The following is a 14,666-nucleotide window of genomic DNA, read 5'->3' on the forward strand; positions in this document are numbered from 1 at the left end:
GCCTCACGCCTCACGGTCTTTCTGCTTCTCGAAGGGCAGAATCGGGTGGCGCTCGCCGGCGATTTTGTCCTGCAATTTCATGATGGCGTCGATGACCATCTCCGGGCGCGGGGGGCAGCCCGGCACGTAGATATCCACCGGGATCACCTTGTCGACCCCCTGCAGCACCGCGTAGTTGCGATAGAAGCCGCCGCTGGTGGCGCAGGCGCCGAAGGCCATCACCCACTTGGGCTCGCACATCTGCTCGTAGACCTTCTTGATGACCGGCGCTTCCTTGTGGGTGATGGTCCCCACCACCATCAGCAGGTCCGACTGGCGCGGGGTGAAACGCGGCAGGGCGGCGCCGAAGCGGTCGGTGTCGTAGAGGGTCGAGCTGACCGACATGAACTCCATGCCGCAGCAGGCGGTGACGAAGGGATAGGGGAACAGGCTGAACTTGCGCACCCAGCCGACCAGTTCGTCCTTGCGGGTGGTGAGAAACTCCATCATCGCCATTCGAGGCCGCCCTCCTTCCAGATGTAGACGAAGGCCAGGGCCAAAAGCCCCATGAAAAACAGAAAGGCCACCAGCGAGGCCGTCGCCAGCCCGCCCTCGCCGGTGGAGGAGGCCCAGAGGAAGAGCAGCACCGTCTCCAGGTCGAAGAGCAGAAAGAAGATGGCCACCGGGTAGTACTTGATCGACAGGGGACGCACGTTGCGCTGCTGCAGCGGCCGCGAGCCGCACTCGAAGGGCTCGAGCTTGACCGCCGTGGGGGCGACCCGCGGGCCCAGCAACCGGTTGAGGGCGACGATCAGGCCGACCAGGCCGAGGGCGGCGAGCAGGAAGAGGAAAAACGCGAGGTAAGGACTCATGTTCATTTCCCGACAAGGGTTGGCGCGGACAAGGAATAAAAAAGCCCGACAGGGACGACTCTCCCCTCGGGCTTCGTTGCCAGAGGCTTTATCGGTTGAAAATCTTCGCCCCAAGATGGCCGGACGATCAAAACCGGGTTTCCAATGCTGTGCCAAAGCATGAGCAACAACGGTGCCAAGGCCCACCACGGCCTGCAACGCCGGGAAATAAACAGTTTTCTACTGGTCCCGAGATCCTTCGGACCTGCTCCGCAATGGAGCGGCCTGTGCCCGCTTGGAACGATCTGCTCCAAATTCGCCCAGGCCCGCGCATTTGACGGCTGACCCGGCGGGAGGCTATGATCAAATTAAGGAACTTTGAGGTTGGATTTCCCGAGTTCAGGCCGCGAAATCGGGCTTCAGGCAGGGCGGACACAGGTGGTCCAGCCTGTCCGAAGAAAGGAGTCACCCATGAAGGGAAAGAAAACAACCGGCAAACAAGCCCAGTCGGAAAAGGAAATGCACGTCAAGATCCGCGGTACGGATTACGACATCACCAAGGCCCGGAAGAAAGAACTGACTTTCGGAAACTTCGGCCTGTCGCGAGACGAGGTCGCCACCAAGAGCACGCCGGAACCCTTCGGCCCCTGACGACAGGGCCGACCCATCGCTCTTCAACCCTGCGCCGCGGGTGGCGAAGCGGGGAAGGCAAATAGGCCGCACCAGGGGATGGCGCGGTCTTTTTTTGTCTCAGTGCCAAGCGCAGCGGTGATGTCCCCGCGCCCTTTTTTCCTGCAGCAGAGCGGCCGCCCTGGCCCGCTGCTCGGGAGTGAGCAGCGCATGAAACTCGGCGAACTTTTCACCGAAGAAGGCGATAAGCTCGCTGGCCCTCGCCTGGTGCCCGGCGACCAGGGGACGCAGCGTCGCGTCATCGACCCGCTCGCTCTGCAGCAGGCCGAGCATCTCGTCGAAGCTTTCGGCCCGGTGGGCCTTCATCTCGGCCGCCTTGGCCAGGACTTCGAGCTTGATTTTTTCAAGCTGCAGCTGTTGGGCCTGTTCCAAATCGAGCTTCTCCACCAGGTGAGCCACCACGTGATCGGCCCGCTGCTGGGGGGGGCCGTGGCTCCAGCGGGTGCAGCCGCCCACCGAAACGAGGAGCAGGACCATTACCATAACCAGTATGATGCCACCTGACTGCCTGCGCATGATCTCCTCCGCTGGTAAGAAAATCTTCCCCCCTCGGAAAACCGCCTGTCGACCTCTGGAGCGGGGCCGGCGGCCAATGAGATTCGGCACCTCCTTCACTGCTGATCGATGCGGAAAATTTCCCCGGCCGCATAGTCGGCCAGATACACGCGTCCCGCCTCGTCCTCGCCGAAGGCCGAAATCGAAAAGGCGCTGTCGACGAGCAGTTGGTTAGCCCAGCCGCCGCCGACGGGCCTGAGCCCCCAGATGCGCCCGCTGCAGAAGTCGCCGTAGAGGTAGATTCCCTGCAGGTCTGGATTGCCGGGGCCGCGGTAGACATAGCCGCCGGTCACCGAGCAGCCCAGATCATGGCCGTAGGCCGCCACCGGCGCCACGTTGCGCGCCGGGGCGACGCAGCCGGCCGCAGGGCTGAAGCAGTCGGGCCCTTCCAGAACGTTCCAGCCGAAGTTGGCGCCGCCGGGGCTGGCCACCTCCTGAAAGTTGATCTCTTCCCAGCGCTCCTGGCCGACGTCGGCGACAAACAGGTCCCCGGTCAGCCGGTCGAAGGAGAAACGCCATGGGTTACGCAGCCCGCTGGCCCAGATCTCGTCTCGAGCAGCCGGATCGAGGGCAAAGGGGTTGCCGGCTGGGATGCCGTAGGGAGCCGCGCCGCTTTCGACATCGAGGCGCAGCAGCTTGCCGAGCAGTTCCCCCAGATTCTGGCCGTTGCCGAGGGGATCGCCGCCGCTGCCGCCGTCGCCAAGCCCTATGTAAAGAAAGCCGTCGGGGCCGAAGGCCAGCTGCCCGCCGTTGTGGTTGGAGAAGGGCTGGGGGACGCTGAGCAGGATCTGCTCGCTCCCGGGCAGGGCGAGGTCGGGATCAGCGGAGAGGAAAAACCGGCTGACCACCGTCGCGCCGTCGCCGGCGCGGGTGTAGTTGACGTAAAAATATCCTTTTTGGGCGAATCCCGGCGGAAAAGCCAAACCCAGCAGTCCGCGTTCGCCACCGGCGAGCACCCGATCGGCAATATCGAGAAAAGCAACGGGGAGCAGCACTCCGTCCCGCAGGACCCGGACCCGCCCTCCCTGCTCGGTGACGAAGAGCCGTCCGCTGCCGTCACCGGCGTGGCCGATACTGGTGGGGGCGGCAACCCCGGAAGCCGCGCTGGTGAACACCAGGGAAACCGATGGCGTCGGGACCGGGGGGTCACCGCCGCCACCGCCACCGCCACCACCGCCGCAGGCGGACAGGCCACCAAGAACAAGCAAAACCGCAAGGACAAGCGAGGTATTTTTCATAGGATTTCTCCTTTTGCTTCGCCCCGGCCCTGGTCAGCGCTTTCGGCCGGTCACTGCCTCATGCCCCCCATCCACTACTTAATACTATACGACAGTTTCCCCGGCCTCGGCTCGCCACCGCGCGAACCGCCTCCGGCGGGCTGGTGAACCCGGCCCCAAGCCCGCTTAACCGAACATCCCGGTGAAGGATGCCAAGCACCCCGGACCCGTAAAATGCGAATTCCCCGACCACCAGGCGGGGAATTCGTTTTCCTGAACGATTATTTCATGTACCCTGTGGCCGGTACCCTTTGTGCAAAGGGACATTCAATCCAAAGCCCGGGAGCTGCCATTTCATGAACGAACTGCCCAACACGGTCATCCGCATCTATGGCTGCCTGCGCACCCTGCGCAATGAACGCGGCCTCTCCCCCACTGCCGAGCTCTGGCTCCCCCCCGAGGGGCGCAAGGCCGCCGAAGTCGCGCAGGAACTCGACCTGCCGCTGGAGAAGATCGAGGGGGTTTTCTGCAACCACCGGGCCTACGACCTGGAGCGCCTGTTGAAACCCGGCGACGAAATCGCCTTCATCCCTACCGGGGTACCCGGGCCCCACCGGTTCATGCTCGGCATCCACGAGGCGGGCAAGGGACACCTCTGATTCAGGCCTCCTCCAGGGGAATATCCAGGCTCTGCAGCAGTTCCACCAGGTGGTTGTGCAGCAGGGGCTCGATAGAGCCCGCACCCGGCTCGACAAGACCGTTCTGGACCCGGTTGAGATGACTGGCGTAGGCCAGGGTCAGGGAGACCTCCAGGGCCTGTTGCCGAAGGGTTTCGCACTCGCGCATGATTTCCAGGGTCATGATCCGCCATTGGCGGGAGTCGGCGTCGGCCAGCCGCTGCGCCATGACCCGGTCGTAGTTGATCAACCTTTTCAGGGTGGTGTCGCTGATTCTAAGCATCCTTACCCCCTTTGATTCTGGGTAAGCCGTGACGTCTCACGCCTCCTGTTGCCATGCCCTACCGGTCTGGTCATAAACCGGCAAGGTCGCCGGGTCCTGCAGAGTACCGGCCTGATATTAATAGGTTAGCATCCTACCGAAGCTATGCAACCTGCCCGCCCTCCTCCCCCCCTACTGCAAGCCTACAACCCGAGGGGGTTGCCGTCCTTGAAACTGCGGTAGGTCACCACCCGGCGATGTCGGCCGCTTTTTTTGACCACGTACTTGGCGTAGCCGCCGGGCTCCTTGACGATGATCCGGCACTTCTCCTTGCCGCCTTCCATCGCCAGGCAGATCCGCCCTTTCTTGTTCACCCGCCAGGTCCCGGTCCTGATTTCCCCGTCCTGCCATTGATGCAGGGTCCCGTCGGCCAGGTAGTAAGTCTGGCTGAGCCGGCCCGCGCCGGTCACCGACTCCACCGTCTTCTCCGCAAAAAGCGCCCGCACCTGGTCGACCTTGAGTGTGCCGGCAGGCAGCGCCACAGCGGCCTTGGAAGGGGCTTTTTTTGCGGGAAGGGCGCAGCCGAAGAGCAACAGGGCGAACGCCAGCGGGAGCAACAGTTTCGCGGATCGCATGGGGGACCTCCTCAAGAGAAAAAAGTTAAGGGCGAGAGGAAACACAGCTGAATTTTCATGATACGAAGTAATTTAACCGTTCCAGCCGGTCTTGCAACGGCGCTTGAACGAAAGACGGACACCGCCGCCGGTCGCTCGATGCAGCGTCCGTTAATCGGATTTTTCTTGCGTCCAGGGCGCTCAGCCTTTATAGTGCGCGCCTTCTCGTGGGGGATTAAGACGCACAGGGCGCAACGCCGCGCCCTCCCCTGCTGGTCAGTTGTCCTCCTGTCGCGCCGCCGTTAATGGCGACACCGGCGCCTGCAGCAAACTCCCTCCAGCCGCGTTTTGTCCCGATTGCAAACTGCTCTTCCCGAGCCCCCTGCGGCTGCGGGCTGAGTAAGTTTTGTCTTTTTTTACCTGGTTTCAAACCGATCGCAAAGGAGTCCCATGGTTGCGTTTCTCGTCAACAAATCCGCCAATCTCAAGGACGATGTCCTCTCCGGGCTGACCGTGGCCCTGGCCCTGGTACCCGAGGCCGTCGCCTTCGCCTTCGTCGCGGGGGTCGAGCCGCTGGTCGGGCTGTATGCCGCGTTCATGGTTGGCCTGATCACCGCCACCGTCGGCGGCCGACCGGGCATGATCTCAGGGGCCACCGGGGCCCTGGCCGTGGTGATGGTCACCCTGGTGGCACAGCACGGCATCGAGTACCTGTTTGCCGCGGTGGTGCTGATGGGGCTGCTGCAGGTCGGCGCCGGCCTGCTGCGCCTGGGCAAGTTCGTGCGGCTCATTCCCCATCCGGTGATGCTCGGTTTCGTCAACGGGTTGGCGATCGTGATCTTTCTGGCCCAACTCGGCCAGTTCAAGCAGGCCGGCCCCGACGGGGCCCTGCATTGGCTTTCGGGGGGGCAGCTCGGGATCATGCTCGGGCTGGTGGCGCTGACCATGGCCATTATCGTCCTGCTGCCGAAACTGACCCGCGCGGTGCCGGCGGCCCTGGCGGCGATCGTGGCAGTGACGGCGCTGGTGCACGGCCTGGGCATCGATACCCGCTCGGTGGCCGACATGGCTTCGGTGGGCGGGGGGCTGCCCCGCTTTCACTTTCCGGAGGTCCCCCTGACCCTGGAGACGCTGAGGATTATCCTCCCCTATTCGGCGATCCTGGCGGCGATCGGCCTGATCGAATCGCTGATGACCATGACCCTGATCGACGAGATCACCGAGACGCGGGGCCGTGGCAACCGCGAATGCATCGGCCAGGGGGTCGCCAACCTGGTGACCGGGATGTTCGGCGGCATGGGCGGCTGCGCGATGATCGGCCAGAGCATCATCAACGTCAACTCCGGCGGTCGCGGGCGGGCCTCGGGGATCGCCGCGGCCCTGTTCCTGCTGATGTTCATCCTGTTCGGATCGGGCCTGATCGAGATGATTCCCCTGGCGGCCCTGGTTGGGGTGATGTTCATGGTGGTGATCGGCACCTTCGCCTGGTCGAGCCTGCAGATCCTGCACCGCATCCCGCGCAGCGACGCCTTTGTGCTGGTGCTGGTCTCGGCCGTCACCGTGGCCACCGATCTGGCGGTGGCGGTCGGCGTCGGGGTGGTGGTTTCGGCGTTGGGTTTCGCCTGGGACAATGCCCGGCGCATTAGCGCCCGCAGTTCGCTCAGCAGCGAGGGCACCCGGGTCTACGAACTGAGCGGCCCGCTATTCTTCGCCTCGGTACAGAGCTTTCACGGGCAGTTCAGCCCCCAGGATGACCCCGAGGAGGTGATCGTCGATTTTCGTCACAGCCGGGTCTGCGATCATTCGGGACTCGACGCCATCAACAGCCTGACCGAGCGCTATCTGGCCCTGGGCAAGCGCCTGCGCCTGCGCCACCTCTCCGCGGAATGCCGCAGCCTGCTGAAAACCGCAGGCGGCCTGGTGGAAGTCGACGTGATCGAGGACCCCAAATACCACGTGGCCACCGACTCCCTGGCCTGAACCGGGGGCCGGCCTATCCAATGCGCACGCAGTTTTTGAGTTTTTTCCCCTGATACATCAGCTGGTCGGCCCGGCGGATCACCCCCTCCGGGCCATCGCCGGGCAGGGCCATGGTCGCCCCGATGGTAATGGTGACCTGGACCCTTTCCATCTCCAGCAGCAGGTAGGAGCTTTCCACCAGCATTCGCAGTTTTTCCGCGATGGCCGCCAGTTGGTCCGGGTCCAGATGGGAGAGGATCACCACCAGCTCCTCGCCGCCCCAGCGCCCGGCGACGTCGGATTCACGGATATTGTGGGACAGGTTGTTGGCGACCATTTGCAGGACCTGGTCCCCGACCCCGTGCCCATGCCGGTCGTTGACCTTCTTGAAGTCGTCGATGTCGACGAAAAGCACCCCGTAGGGGACGTTGTAGCGATCCGCCTCCCCCTGGCAGGCGCGCAGCTTCATCTCCAGAAACCGCCGATTGGGCAGTCCGGTGAGCACATCGCTCAGCGCCGCCTGCTTGAGGGTCTCCAGGTAGTCGGCCGGCACCTTGGCGGCGGCGGCTTCGCGAAAGACCTCCACCGCACCGATGATCTTCCCGGCAACGTCCTTGATGGGAGTTACGGTGATCTCCACCGGAACGCGGTGCCCCGCCTTGTTGTGCAGAAAGACGTGGTCTTTGCGCACCTGGCCGTCCCCCAGGGTCAGGGCCAGGGGGCAGCCGTTCTTGCAGATCGAGCGGCCATTCTCATCGATGTGCTCGAGAATATTGTCCGAGCAGGAGCAGCGCACCACCTCGTCCCAGCAAAAGCCGCTGATCCGCTTGGCGGCCTGGTTCCAGTAGATGATCCTCTGCCCCAGATCGACGAAGTAGACCCCGTCGTGCATCTGATCGAGCAGGTTCTTGAAAAAATCGACAGAATATTCCATTCCAGCTCCCGGCCTGTAGATGTCCCCCCCACCAGGCGATCCCGGTCCGGCCCATCCGACCAGCCGGCCTTCAATCGTTGGATTAATTTTACCAGGCGGCGAGGCGAAAGGAATCCCCCGCCCTGGAAAATTACTCGGTCGCCTCCTCGTCGAACCAGCAGATTTCCCTGAGGGGAAAAGAAATGAAGAAGGTGCTCCCCTCCCCCGGCCGGCTGGTCACCCCGACGCCTCCCCCGTGGGCCTTGGCGATCTCCTTCACCAGGGGCAGCCCCAGCCCCGAGCCGCCGACCTTGCGCAGGTCGGTGTTGTCGACGCGGAAAAACCGGTCGAAAATCCTCTCCTGCATCTCCGCAGGAATGCCCTGCCCCTGGTCGCGCACCCAGAGGACCAGGGCATGGTCTTCGAGCCGGGCCCCCAGGGTCACCTCGCCGCCCTGGGGCGAGTACTTGATGGCGTTGGAAACCAGGTTCTCCAAGGCCCGCCGGACCTTGTCGGGGTCGGCCGGCAGGGGCGGCAGCTCCGGGGGGCAGTCGATCCCGAAACGGTGAATTTTGCTCTGGGGGGCAAACAGCTCGGCGAGCTCATGCAGCAGAGGCAGCACGGGCACCGGCTCGTAGTGGGCCACCCCGAACCCGGCCCGCAGCCGCTGCAGGCTGAGCAGGTTGTCGATCAGCTCCTTGAGCCGGTTGCCCTCCTTGGCCATGATTTCCAGGTATTCCCGGCGCTGCTCCGCGGGGACCTCGTGCTCCAGGAGAAATTCGGTGAAACCGAGCACGGCGGTGAGCGGGGTGCGCATTTCATGGCTCACCGCCGAGAGCATCTCGTCCTTCATCTGGGAGAGCTTCTGCCGTTCGGTTATGTCGCGGAGGATGACGGCGAACATGGGGCGGTTCTTCCAACGGAAAGTCCCAGCGGCGATCTCCACCGGGAATGGGCCGCCATCTTTTTTCCGGTGCAGGGCCAGGGGGATGTGGCGCAGGCGTCCGGCAAGAATCTCCTCGATCCGCTCGCGGCTGGTTTCGGGCTCGGCGGTCAGGTCATTCACATTGAGCCGGACCATCTCCTCCGGGCTCCAGTGGTAAAGGCGGGCCGCCGCGTCGTTGGCCTCCACCACGTTCCGGGTCCGGGCGTCGAAGATGATGATCGCGTCCGATTCCGAGGAGAACAGCAGTCGGTACTTCTCTTCGGATTCCCGCAGCTCATCCTCCGCCTGTTTGCGGCTGGTAATGTCCCGGGAGACCCCGACCAGGCCGGCCAGCCTGCCGCTGCCGTCCCGAAAGGCGCTCTTGGTGGTCAGGTAGGTGCGCAGGCTCCCGTCGATGGGGACCAGTTCGTCAAACGCCTCGACTTTGTGCCCGGCGAGGACCCTGCGATCGTTGGCCTTGAGCTCGGCGGCGACGTCGGCAGGTAGCAGGTCCTCGTCGGTTCGCCCCAGGATCGACTCCACGGGACGCCCGAGAATCCTGGCCCCGGCGGAGTTGATCATCTGGTAGCGCCCCGCGGGGTCCTTGGCATAGACCGCGTCCTCGGTCCCCTCGAGGATGGCGTGCAGCAGGTTGTAGTTGCGGCTCAATTCCGCTTCGGCCTTGCGCCGCAGGCGGATGTCCCGAACCAGGGCCCACATCCCGCCCCCCATTCCCAAAGCCAGCCCGGCCGAAAGAAACGCCAGCAGCTTCAGTCCCCAGCCCCACCCCGAACGGTACTGAACCAGTTGCAGGTACAGCCCGCCGATGGAGGGATGCAGGGGGGCGGCCAGGGACAGGCGCGGGTCGATATCGCGGCGCGCCTCGCAGTCGCCTACCGGAGTCCCCAGCATGTCGGTGAAGCAGGCCCGGTAACTCAGGGTCAGGTCGGGCGTCAGGGTCCGGCGCAGCAGGCCCGAGAGGGACATCACCCCGCCGAAGGTGCCGAGAAATTCGCCCTCCCGATAAACCGGCAGGTAGACCTCGATGGCGGTTAAGCCCTGCAGGACCACGAAGGGCCGGGTGTAGACCGGGTACTTCAGCTCCCTGGCCAGGCGCGATGCCCGCTTGGGTTCGGGCAGAGAGAGGCTGAGGCCGATGACCTGCTTGTTCGGCTCGTAGGGAGCAGTCCAACGGATGACGAAATCACGATCGGCGAAAGTGACGTTGATCAACTCGGGGTTGCCACCGGCGAACAGGGATACCCGGTTGCGGAAATTCTCCTCGCTGAGGCGCCCTTCGTTCATCTCCACGACCAGCAGGTCGAGAAAGTCGCGGATCGCGTCCAGGCGCAGACGGATGGCCTTCTGGGCCGCGGCCAGGTTGCGATGCAGGCTGTCCTGGCGCTCTTCGAACTCCCGCGACGAGACCAGCCACAGCAGCGAGCCGAGCAGGCCCAGGAAAACCAGGGTCAGAAACGCCGGACCGTACCAGGTTCCGGAAAACAATCCCGCCGCGCCGCCGACGCGGCGCCACTGCTCGTAGGAGGTCGCTGATCTATCGCCCATTTAATCCCGCCGGAAGCCTCGTCGATGCTTAAATGACATCCTTAAAACTTACCGTATTTCCGGCAATTTGCACCTATCGAGCATTATTTTCCCGCGGGAGGGCAAATAAAAAAACAGGCCGACCCCCTCAAGAGGATCGGCCTGCCGGCTGTTGCTGGCCCGGAGCGCTTGGCTCCAGGCGGGGGCATCAGAACTCGTAGGCAAGCTGGGCGGTGACCAGGTGACGACGGTCGGCCATGCGCCCGGCATCGTCCGGGGAGGAAAAGTCGGGATCGAACTCGCCCCTCAGGTATTCCAGGGACAGGCTGGTGTTCTCCCACACGCCCCAGGAAGCGCCGACCCCGTACTGCAGCTCGGGCTGGTCGGCGAATTCGTCGCTCCCTTCCACGCGGGCCGCGAACTCCAGAGCCTCCAGGGCGTACCAGGCGAGTTCCAGGTTCCAGGCCAGCGGCTTGTCACCCGAGCCGTCTCCGTCAACGTCGAGGTCCCCGGCAGCGAAGGAGCGCACCGCCCCCAGGATCTCCCCCGAGAGCTCGAAAGGGCCCGCATTGGCCACCGCGAAGGCGCTCCAGCCGCCGACCCGGCGCCGGTAATCGACCCCGCCGAGCAGCTCGGCATCGGTGTCGGCCAGGTCGGAGAGATAGCTGGCGCCCAGCTCCAGCCCCTCGACGGGGGTAAGCACCAGGGACGCTCCCCAGTCGCGCAGGTGGTCCTCCTCGCCCTGTTTTTCCGCATCGCCGTTGAAGGCGAAGGCCGAAAGCCCGAACACCCCGTTCCCCCAGCCGGCCAGCAGGGCCGTTTCGCGGCTTTCACCCAGCTCGAGGGTCAAGGGGTCGCTGATGAAATGGCTGTTGAACACTCCGAAGGGGACGTACTGGCGCCCCACCCGGGCGTTCCAGGGGCCGTGGTTGAAGCTGATGGCCGCCTCGTCCACCTCGATGTCCTCGTCCCCGTCTTCCTCGAACAGGAAGATCAGGTTGCCGCTGATCGCTTCGGTGAGCTTGGCGTCGAAACCCAGCTGGGCGGTAGCCAGGGTCAGGTCGCTGGCCCCTTCCGAGCCGCCGCCGCGAAACTTCACATCCTCGGCGACAGCCTCCACCTCGATGAGCCCCGAGATGGTCAGGCGCTCGCTGATCTGCGAGGCCAACCCCGCGGTCTTCTTTTCCGCCAGGGTGTGGTAAAGCTCTGCCTGACGGGCTTCCAGCTCGCTCATCCGCTTCTCGACGGTTGAATCCGTGGATGCCGCCGGAGCGGCGACAACGCCCCCCTGCTCCCCGGCAGGTTGGCCGTCATTGCCATGGGCCAACGCCATTGCCGGGATCAGCAGGATGGCCGCCAGAAGCGCTAAAGAAACTCGATTGAACATGCTCTCTCTTTCCTCCTTTGGGTGTGGTTCCGCAGAACTTCGATAGATTTGAACCCGGCGCCGAGGTCGGCCGCCGGCCCTGGCCGGAAATGCCCGGCATTGTTACTTGATTATCATTTTCATTTCAATGGGATTTTTTAGCCCCTCTCGCGAGGGGCTCGGGATCAATGTTTATGGCAACCGCAACCGCTGCAGCTGCTGCACCCCTTCTTCTTCCAGAAGGAGCGGTAGAGCAGATACCCGGCACCGGCCAGGATCGCCGCCATCCAGATGAAATCGGCAAGTGCCATCTCACACCCCCAGGCCGAGCAGCCGGCCGCCCTGGTAGATGATCAGGGCCACCCCCCAGGCGAGGGCGCTCTGATAGGCGAAGGCCACCCCGAACCATTTCCAGGAGCCGAACTCCTGGCGCATGGCGATGGCCACCACCACGCAGGGCATGTAGAGCAGGACGAAGGCCATAAAGGCGAAGGCGGAAAGCGGCGTGAAGGCCCCGGCCACGGACTGCTTCAGCGGCGTGTCCCCTTCATCCTCGGCCGCCAGGCTCGAGACGCCGAAGGTGCCGGCGACATTGGCGGCGGCGTCACCGAAGGCGCCGAAGAAGGAGGTGACCATTTCCTTCAGGTCCTCGCCCAGGGTGGGAGCGAGCTCCAGCTGCGCCTCCTGCTCGATGGCGTCGGGAGCGTAGATCTCGCCCATGGTCCCCACCACGATCTCCTTGGCGATGACCCCGGTGAGCAGGGAGGAGGCCGCCTCCCAGTTGCCGAAGCCGAGGGGCTCGAAGATCGGCGCGATCAGGGCCCCGGTCTGGCCGAGGTAGGAGTCGCGCTTGCTCTCCACCCCCCAGGGGAGGTTGAGCGCGAACCAGACGAAGACGGATACCGCCAGGATGTAGGTACCGGCCTTGATCAGGAAGTGCTTCCCCTTCTCCCAGGTGTGCAGACAGAGGCTGCGCAGGGAAGGCATGCGGTAGGGGGGCAGCTCCATGATGAACATGGGCGATTCGCCCCGGAACAGGGTCCTCTTGAAAAGGATCCCCATGAGAATGGCCAGCACGATCCCCAGCACGTAGAGCGACCAGATGACGCTGCCGGCGGCGGCGCCGAAAAAGACCCCCGCGAACAGCACGTAGACCGGCAGCCGTGCCCCACAGGACATCAGCGGCAGCAGCAGGGCGGTCAGGGCCTTGTCCCGCGGGTTCTCCAGGGTGCGGGTGGCGTAGATCCCCGGCACGTTGCAACCGAAGCTCAGCAGCATGGGAATGAAGGATTTGCCGTGCAGGCCGATGGCGTGCATGGCGCGGTCCATGACGAAGGCCGCCCGGGCCATGTAGCCGCTGCCTTCGAGGAAGGTGATGAAGAACATCATGGCAAAGATGACCGGGACGAACACCAGCACGAAGCCGACCCCGGAGATCACCCCGTCGAGGGCCAGCGAGACCGTCCAGTCCGGCGCCCCGATCGCCCCCAGCCCGGCGGCGGTCCAGCGGGCGAAGGGCCCGGCGATCATGGCGTCGAGCCAGTCGGCGAAGGGCGTGGAGAGATCGAAAGTCAGCTTGAACACCAGCCACATGGCGGTGAGGAAAATGGGGATGCCCAGAAAGCGGTTGAGCACGACGCGGTCGATCTTTTCGGTCAGCTCGGCCTTGCGGATGTCCGGCTTGCGCAGCACCTCCCGGGTCAGCCCGGAGGCCAAACCGTAGCGGGCGTCGGCCATCAGCGCCTCGATGTCCTCGCCGTGGGCTTGGCGCAGGTGGCTCAGCGCCTCCTCGGGAAGGGCGTCCGGCCCCAGGTTGACCTCCTTGCGCACCTCGGCGTCCCCTTCCATGAGCTTCAGCGCCAGCCAGCGGCTCGGATAGCGCTTGATCAGCTCGGGGTGTTTCTCGGAGAGGGCGGCGACGGAAGTTTCCACCGCGGCCTCGATGTCCGGACCGTAGTTGAGCCTGGCCGGAGCGACCTCGCCCTTGGCGGCGGCGGTTTCCAGGACGGTTTTCAGCAGGTCGTCCAGGCCGGTCTTGCGGGTGGCGGCGGTCGGCACGATGGTCAGGCCGAGCATCTGCTCCATTTTCAGGATGTCGAAGCGATACCCCTTGGCCTCGGCCTCGTCGAAGACATTGAGGGCCATGACCACCGGGATGCCCAGCTCCAGCAGCTGCACGGTCAGGTAGAGGTTGCGCTCGAGGTTGGTGGAGTCGACCACGTTGACGATCAGGTCGGGACGCTCGCTCACCAGGTAGTCCCGGGCGATGATCTCCTCCTGGGTGTAGGGCGAAAGCGAATAGGTCCCCGGCAGGTCCACCAAGCGGATTTTGCGCCCGGCGAACTCAAAGGTGGCTTCCTTTTTCTCGACGGTCACCCCGGGCCAGTTGCCCACGTGCAGGCGGGTCCCGGCGATGGCGTTGATCAGGGTCGATTTGCCCGCGTTGGGGTTGCCCGCCACCGCCACCGTGATCACCGGCTGCGCAACCGGCTGCAGGTGCGCCTTCTTGTCCCCCGGAGCGCCCGCCCCGGCCATCTTCTTCGCTTCCTGAGCCATTACTGCACCTCCACGCTGATCCCTTCCGCTTCCTTCTTGCGCAGCGAAAGGTTGTAATTCTTCACCGACACTTCAATGGGATCGCCCAGCGGGGCGACCTTGAGGACCCTCACCCGCTCGCCGACCAGCACCCCCATATCCATAAGCCGCCGCTTCATCGGGCCGATCGAGCCGATCGCGGTGATCTTCCCCTGCTCCCCGGGCTTGAGCTTCGCCAGATTCATCCTTGCCTCCTCACCATGATTTTCATTGCCAGCCCGCGGGCCAGGGCAATCCGCGACTCATCCACCCGCAACAGGATGGGGCCGCTGCCGTTGTTCAACATCTCCACGGATTTGCCGATCCGCAGCCCCATGTCCTCCACCCGCACCTCGCTCTTGCCCTGCTCGCCGGAACCGGCGCAGCGCTGGGCATTCTGAGCGAACCTGATCTCGACGATTTCTCCCTGGTCGCCAGGGCTCAATAATCCGAGGGGCATCATGATCTGCATATCTCCTTGTCTGGAAAAGGACCGGTTGCGGAATCGGAGTTGACTTTGACTTTCAAAATTCTTGGCA

16 protein-coding genes are annotated in these 14,666 nt (G+C 64.2%); 3 read left to right on the forward strand and 13 right to left on the reverse strand.

Annotated features, from left to right (window positions below; genetic code table 11):
- Nucleotides 1-3: 3 nt before the first annotated feature.
- Nucleotides 4-495 carry an NADH-quinone oxidoreductase subunit NuoB gene (gene nuoB, locus DESUT3_RS14015; protein WP_221249103.1) on the reverse strand — a complete coding sequence of 164 codons (492 nt, stop codon included), beginning with the start codon at nt 493-495 and terminating at the stop codon, nt 4-6.
- Nucleotides 486-851, reverse strand: coding sequence for an NADH-quinone oxidoreductase subunit A (locus DESUT3_RS14020; protein WP_225911515.1), 366 nt, complete (start codon nt 849-851; stop codon nt 486-488). Before DESUT3_RS14020 ends, nuoB begins: the two co-directional genes overlap by 10 nt.
- 450 nt (nt 852-1,301) lie before the next feature.
- On the opposite strand from DESUT3_RS14020, the gene DESUT3_RS14025 reads away from it, so the two are divergent.
- The gene (locus tag DESUT3_RS14025; protein ID WP_221249105.1) at nt 1,302-1,481 is read left to right on the forward strand and encodes a hypothetical protein; all 180 of its coding nucleotides are present in this window, start codon (nt 1,302-1,304) and stop codon (nt 1,479-1,481) included.
- 99 nt (nt 1,482-1,580) lie between these two features.
- Here DESUT3_RS14025 and DESUT3_RS14030 read toward each other — a convergent pair whose 3' ends face one another.
- Complete coding sequence (locus DESUT3_RS14030) at nt 1,581-1,997, reverse strand: Spy/CpxP family protein refolding chaperone (protein WP_221249106.1); 417 nt, start codon at nt 1,995-1,997, stop codon at nt 1,581-1,583.
- 134 nt (nt 1,998-2,131) lie between these two features.
- Nucleotides 2,132-3,313, reverse strand: coding sequence for a PQQ-dependent sugar dehydrogenase (locus DESUT3_RS14035; protein ID WP_221249107.1), 1,182 nt, complete (start codon nt 3,311-3,313; stop codon nt 2,132-2,134).
- A 335-nt stretch (nt 3,314-3,648) separates the two neighbouring features.
- Between DESUT3_RS14035 and DESUT3_RS14040 the strand changes: the two genes are divergently transcribed.
- Complete coding sequence (locus DESUT3_RS14040) at nt 3,649-3,951, forward strand: MoaD/ThiS family protein (RefSeq protein ID WP_221249108.1); 303 nt, start codon at nt 3,649-3,651, stop codon at nt 3,949-3,951.
- 1 nt (nt 3,952) lies between these two features.
- On the opposite strand, the gene DESUT3_RS14045 is transcribed toward DESUT3_RS14040, so the two are convergent.
- The gene (locus DESUT3_RS14045) at nt 3,953-4,252 is read right to left on the reverse strand and encodes a hypothetical protein (protein ID WP_221249109.1); all 300 of its coding nucleotides are present in this window, start codon (nt 4,250-4,252) and stop codon (nt 3,953-3,955) included.
- A gap of 182 nt (nt 4,253-4,434) precedes the next feature.
- Complete coding sequence (locus DESUT3_RS14050) at nt 4,435-4,866, reverse strand: DUF995 domain-containing protein (protein WP_221249110.1); 432 nt, start codon at nt 4,864-4,866, stop codon at nt 4,435-4,437.
- 429 nt (nt 4,867-5,295) lie between these two features.
- Here DESUT3_RS14050 and DESUT3_RS14055 point away from each other — a divergent pair, with 429 nt between their 5' ends.
- Nucleotides 5,296-6,825, forward strand: a complete 1,530-nt coding sequence (locus DESUT3_RS14055; protein ID WP_221249111.1) for a SulP family inorganic anion transporter — start codon at nt 5,296-5,298, stop codon at nt 6,823-6,825.
- 13 nt (nt 6,826-6,838) lie between these two features.
- Here the strand turns inward: DESUT3_RS14055 and DESUT3_RS14060 are convergent, their stop codons facing one another.
- The 7 genes from DESUT3_RS14060 to DESUT3_RS14090 all read right to left on the reverse strand — a co-directional run bounded on the left by DESUT3_RS14060 (nt 6,839) and on the right by DESUT3_RS14090 (nt 14,599).
- Entirely contained in the window at nt 6,839-7,738 is a 900-nt protein-coding gene (locus DESUT3_RS14060) for a sensor domain-containing diguanylate cyclase (protein WP_221249112.1), read from the reverse strand.
- Nucleotides 7,739-7,868: 130 nt separating this feature from the next.
- The gene (locus DESUT3_RS14065; protein ID WP_221249113.1) at nt 7,869-10,208 is read right to left on the reverse strand and encodes a PAS domain S-box protein; all 2,340 of its coding nucleotides are present in this window, start codon (nt 10,206-10,208) and stop codon (nt 7,869-7,871) included.
- Between the two features lie 187 nt (nt 10,209-10,395).
- Nucleotides 10,396-11,574 carry an LbtU family siderophore porin gene (locus DESUT3_RS14070; RefSeq protein ID WP_221249114.1) on the reverse strand — a complete coding sequence of 393 codons (1,179 nt, stop codon included), beginning with the start codon at nt 11,572-11,574 and terminating at the stop codon, nt 10,396-10,398.
- Between the two features lie 164 nt (nt 11,575-11,738).
- On the reverse strand, nt 11,739-11,864 hold the full coding sequence (locus DESUT3_RS14075; RefSeq protein ID WP_221249115.1) for a FeoB-associated Cys-rich membrane protein: 126 nt from the start codon (nt 11,862-11,864) through the stop codon (nt 11,739-11,741).
- A gap of 1 nt (nt 11,865) precedes the next feature.
- Nucleotides 11,866-14,109, reverse strand: coding sequence for a ferrous iron transport protein B (gene feoB / locus DESUT3_RS14080; RefSeq protein WP_221249116.1), 2,244 nt, complete (start codon nt 14,107-14,109; stop codon nt 11,866-11,868).
- A complete protein-coding gene (locus DESUT3_RS14085) occupies nt 14,109-14,333 on the reverse strand; it encodes a FeoA family protein (RefSeq protein WP_221249117.1) in 225 nt (74 codons plus the stop codon). The genes feoB and DESUT3_RS14085 overlap by 1 nt, the downstream gene beginning before the upstream one ends.
- Nucleotides 14,330-14,599 (reverse strand): FeoA family protein, encoded by a 270-nt coding sequence (locus tag DESUT3_RS14090; protein WP_225911517.1) that lies wholly within the window; start codon nt 14,597-14,599, stop codon nt 14,330-14,332. The genes DESUT3_RS14085 and DESUT3_RS14090 overlap by 4 nt, the downstream gene beginning before the upstream one ends.
- Between the last annotated feature and the right edge of the window lie 67 nt (nt 14,600-14,666).

The organism is Desulfuromonas versatilis (assembly GCF_019704135.1).
GTDB classification, from domain to species: Bacteria; Desulfobacterota; Desulfuromonadia; order Desulfuromonadales; family NIT-T3; genus Desulfuromonas_A; species Desulfuromonas_A versatilis.

Excerpts from the sequence above, each read along its gene's own strand:
- nuoB (WP_221249103.1), bottom strand. The coding sequence starts at position 495 with ATGGCGATGATGGAGTTTCTCACCACCCGCAAGGACGAACTGGTCGGC.
- DESUT3_RS14020 (WP_225911515.1), bottom strand. The coding sequence starts at position 851 with ATGAGTCCTTACCTCGCGTTTTTCCTCTTCCTGCTCGCCGCCCTCGGC.
- DESUT3_RS14025 (WP_221249105.1), top strand. The coding sequence starts at position 1,302 with ATGAAGGGAAAGAAAACAACCGGCAAACAAGCCCAGTCGGAAAAGGAA.
- DESUT3_RS14030 (WP_221249106.1), bottom strand. The coding sequence starts at position 1,997 with ATGGTCCTGCTCCTCGTTTCGGTGGGCGGCTGCACCCGCTGGAGCCAC.
- DESUT3_RS14035 (WP_221249107.1), bottom strand. The coding sequence starts at position 3,313 with ATGAAAAATACCTCGCTTGTCCTTGCGGTTTTGCTTGTTCTTGGTGGC.
- DESUT3_RS14040 (WP_221249108.1), top strand. The coding sequence starts at position 3,649 with ATGAACGAACTGCCCAACACGGTCATCCGCATCTATGGCTGCCTGCGC.
- DESUT3_RS14045 (WP_221249109.1), bottom strand. The coding sequence starts at position 4,252 with ATGCTTAGAATCAGCGACACCACCCTGAAAAGGTTGATCAACTACGAC.
- DESUT3_RS14050 (WP_221249110.1), bottom strand. The coding sequence starts at position 4,866 with ATGCGATCCGCGAAACTGTTGCTCCCGCTGGCGTTCGCCCTGTTGCTC.
- DESUT3_RS14055 (WP_221249111.1), top strand. The coding sequence starts at position 5,296 with ATGGTTGCGTTTCTCGTCAACAAATCCGCCAATCTCAAGGACGATGTC.
- DESUT3_RS14060 (WP_221249112.1), bottom strand. The coding sequence starts at position 7,738 with ATGGAATATTCTGTCGATTTTTTCAAGAACCTGCTCGATCAGATGCAC.
- DESUT3_RS14065 (WP_221249113.1), bottom strand. The coding sequence starts at position 10,208 with ATGGGCGATAGATCAGCGACCTCCTACGAGCAGTGGCGCCGCGTCGGC.
- DESUT3_RS14070 (WP_221249114.1), bottom strand. The coding sequence starts at position 11,574 with ATGTTCAATCGAGTTTCTTTAGCGCTTCTGGCGGCCATCCTGCTGATC.
- DESUT3_RS14075 (WP_221249115.1), bottom strand. The coding sequence starts at position 11,864 with ATGGCACTTGCCGATTTCATCTGGATGGCGGCGATCCTGGCCGGTGCC.
- feoB (WP_221249116.1), bottom strand. The coding sequence starts at position 14,109 with ATGGCTCAGGAAGCGAAGAAGATGGCCGGGGCGGGCGCTCCGGGGGAC.
- DESUT3_RS14085 (WP_221249117.1), bottom strand. The coding sequence starts at position 14,333 with ATGAATCTGGCGAAGCTCAAGCCCGGGGAGCAGGGGAAGATCACCGCG.
- DESUT3_RS14090 (WP_225911517.1), bottom strand. The coding sequence starts at position 14,599 with ATGCAGATCATGATGCCCCTCGGATTATTGAGCCCTGGCGACCAGGGA.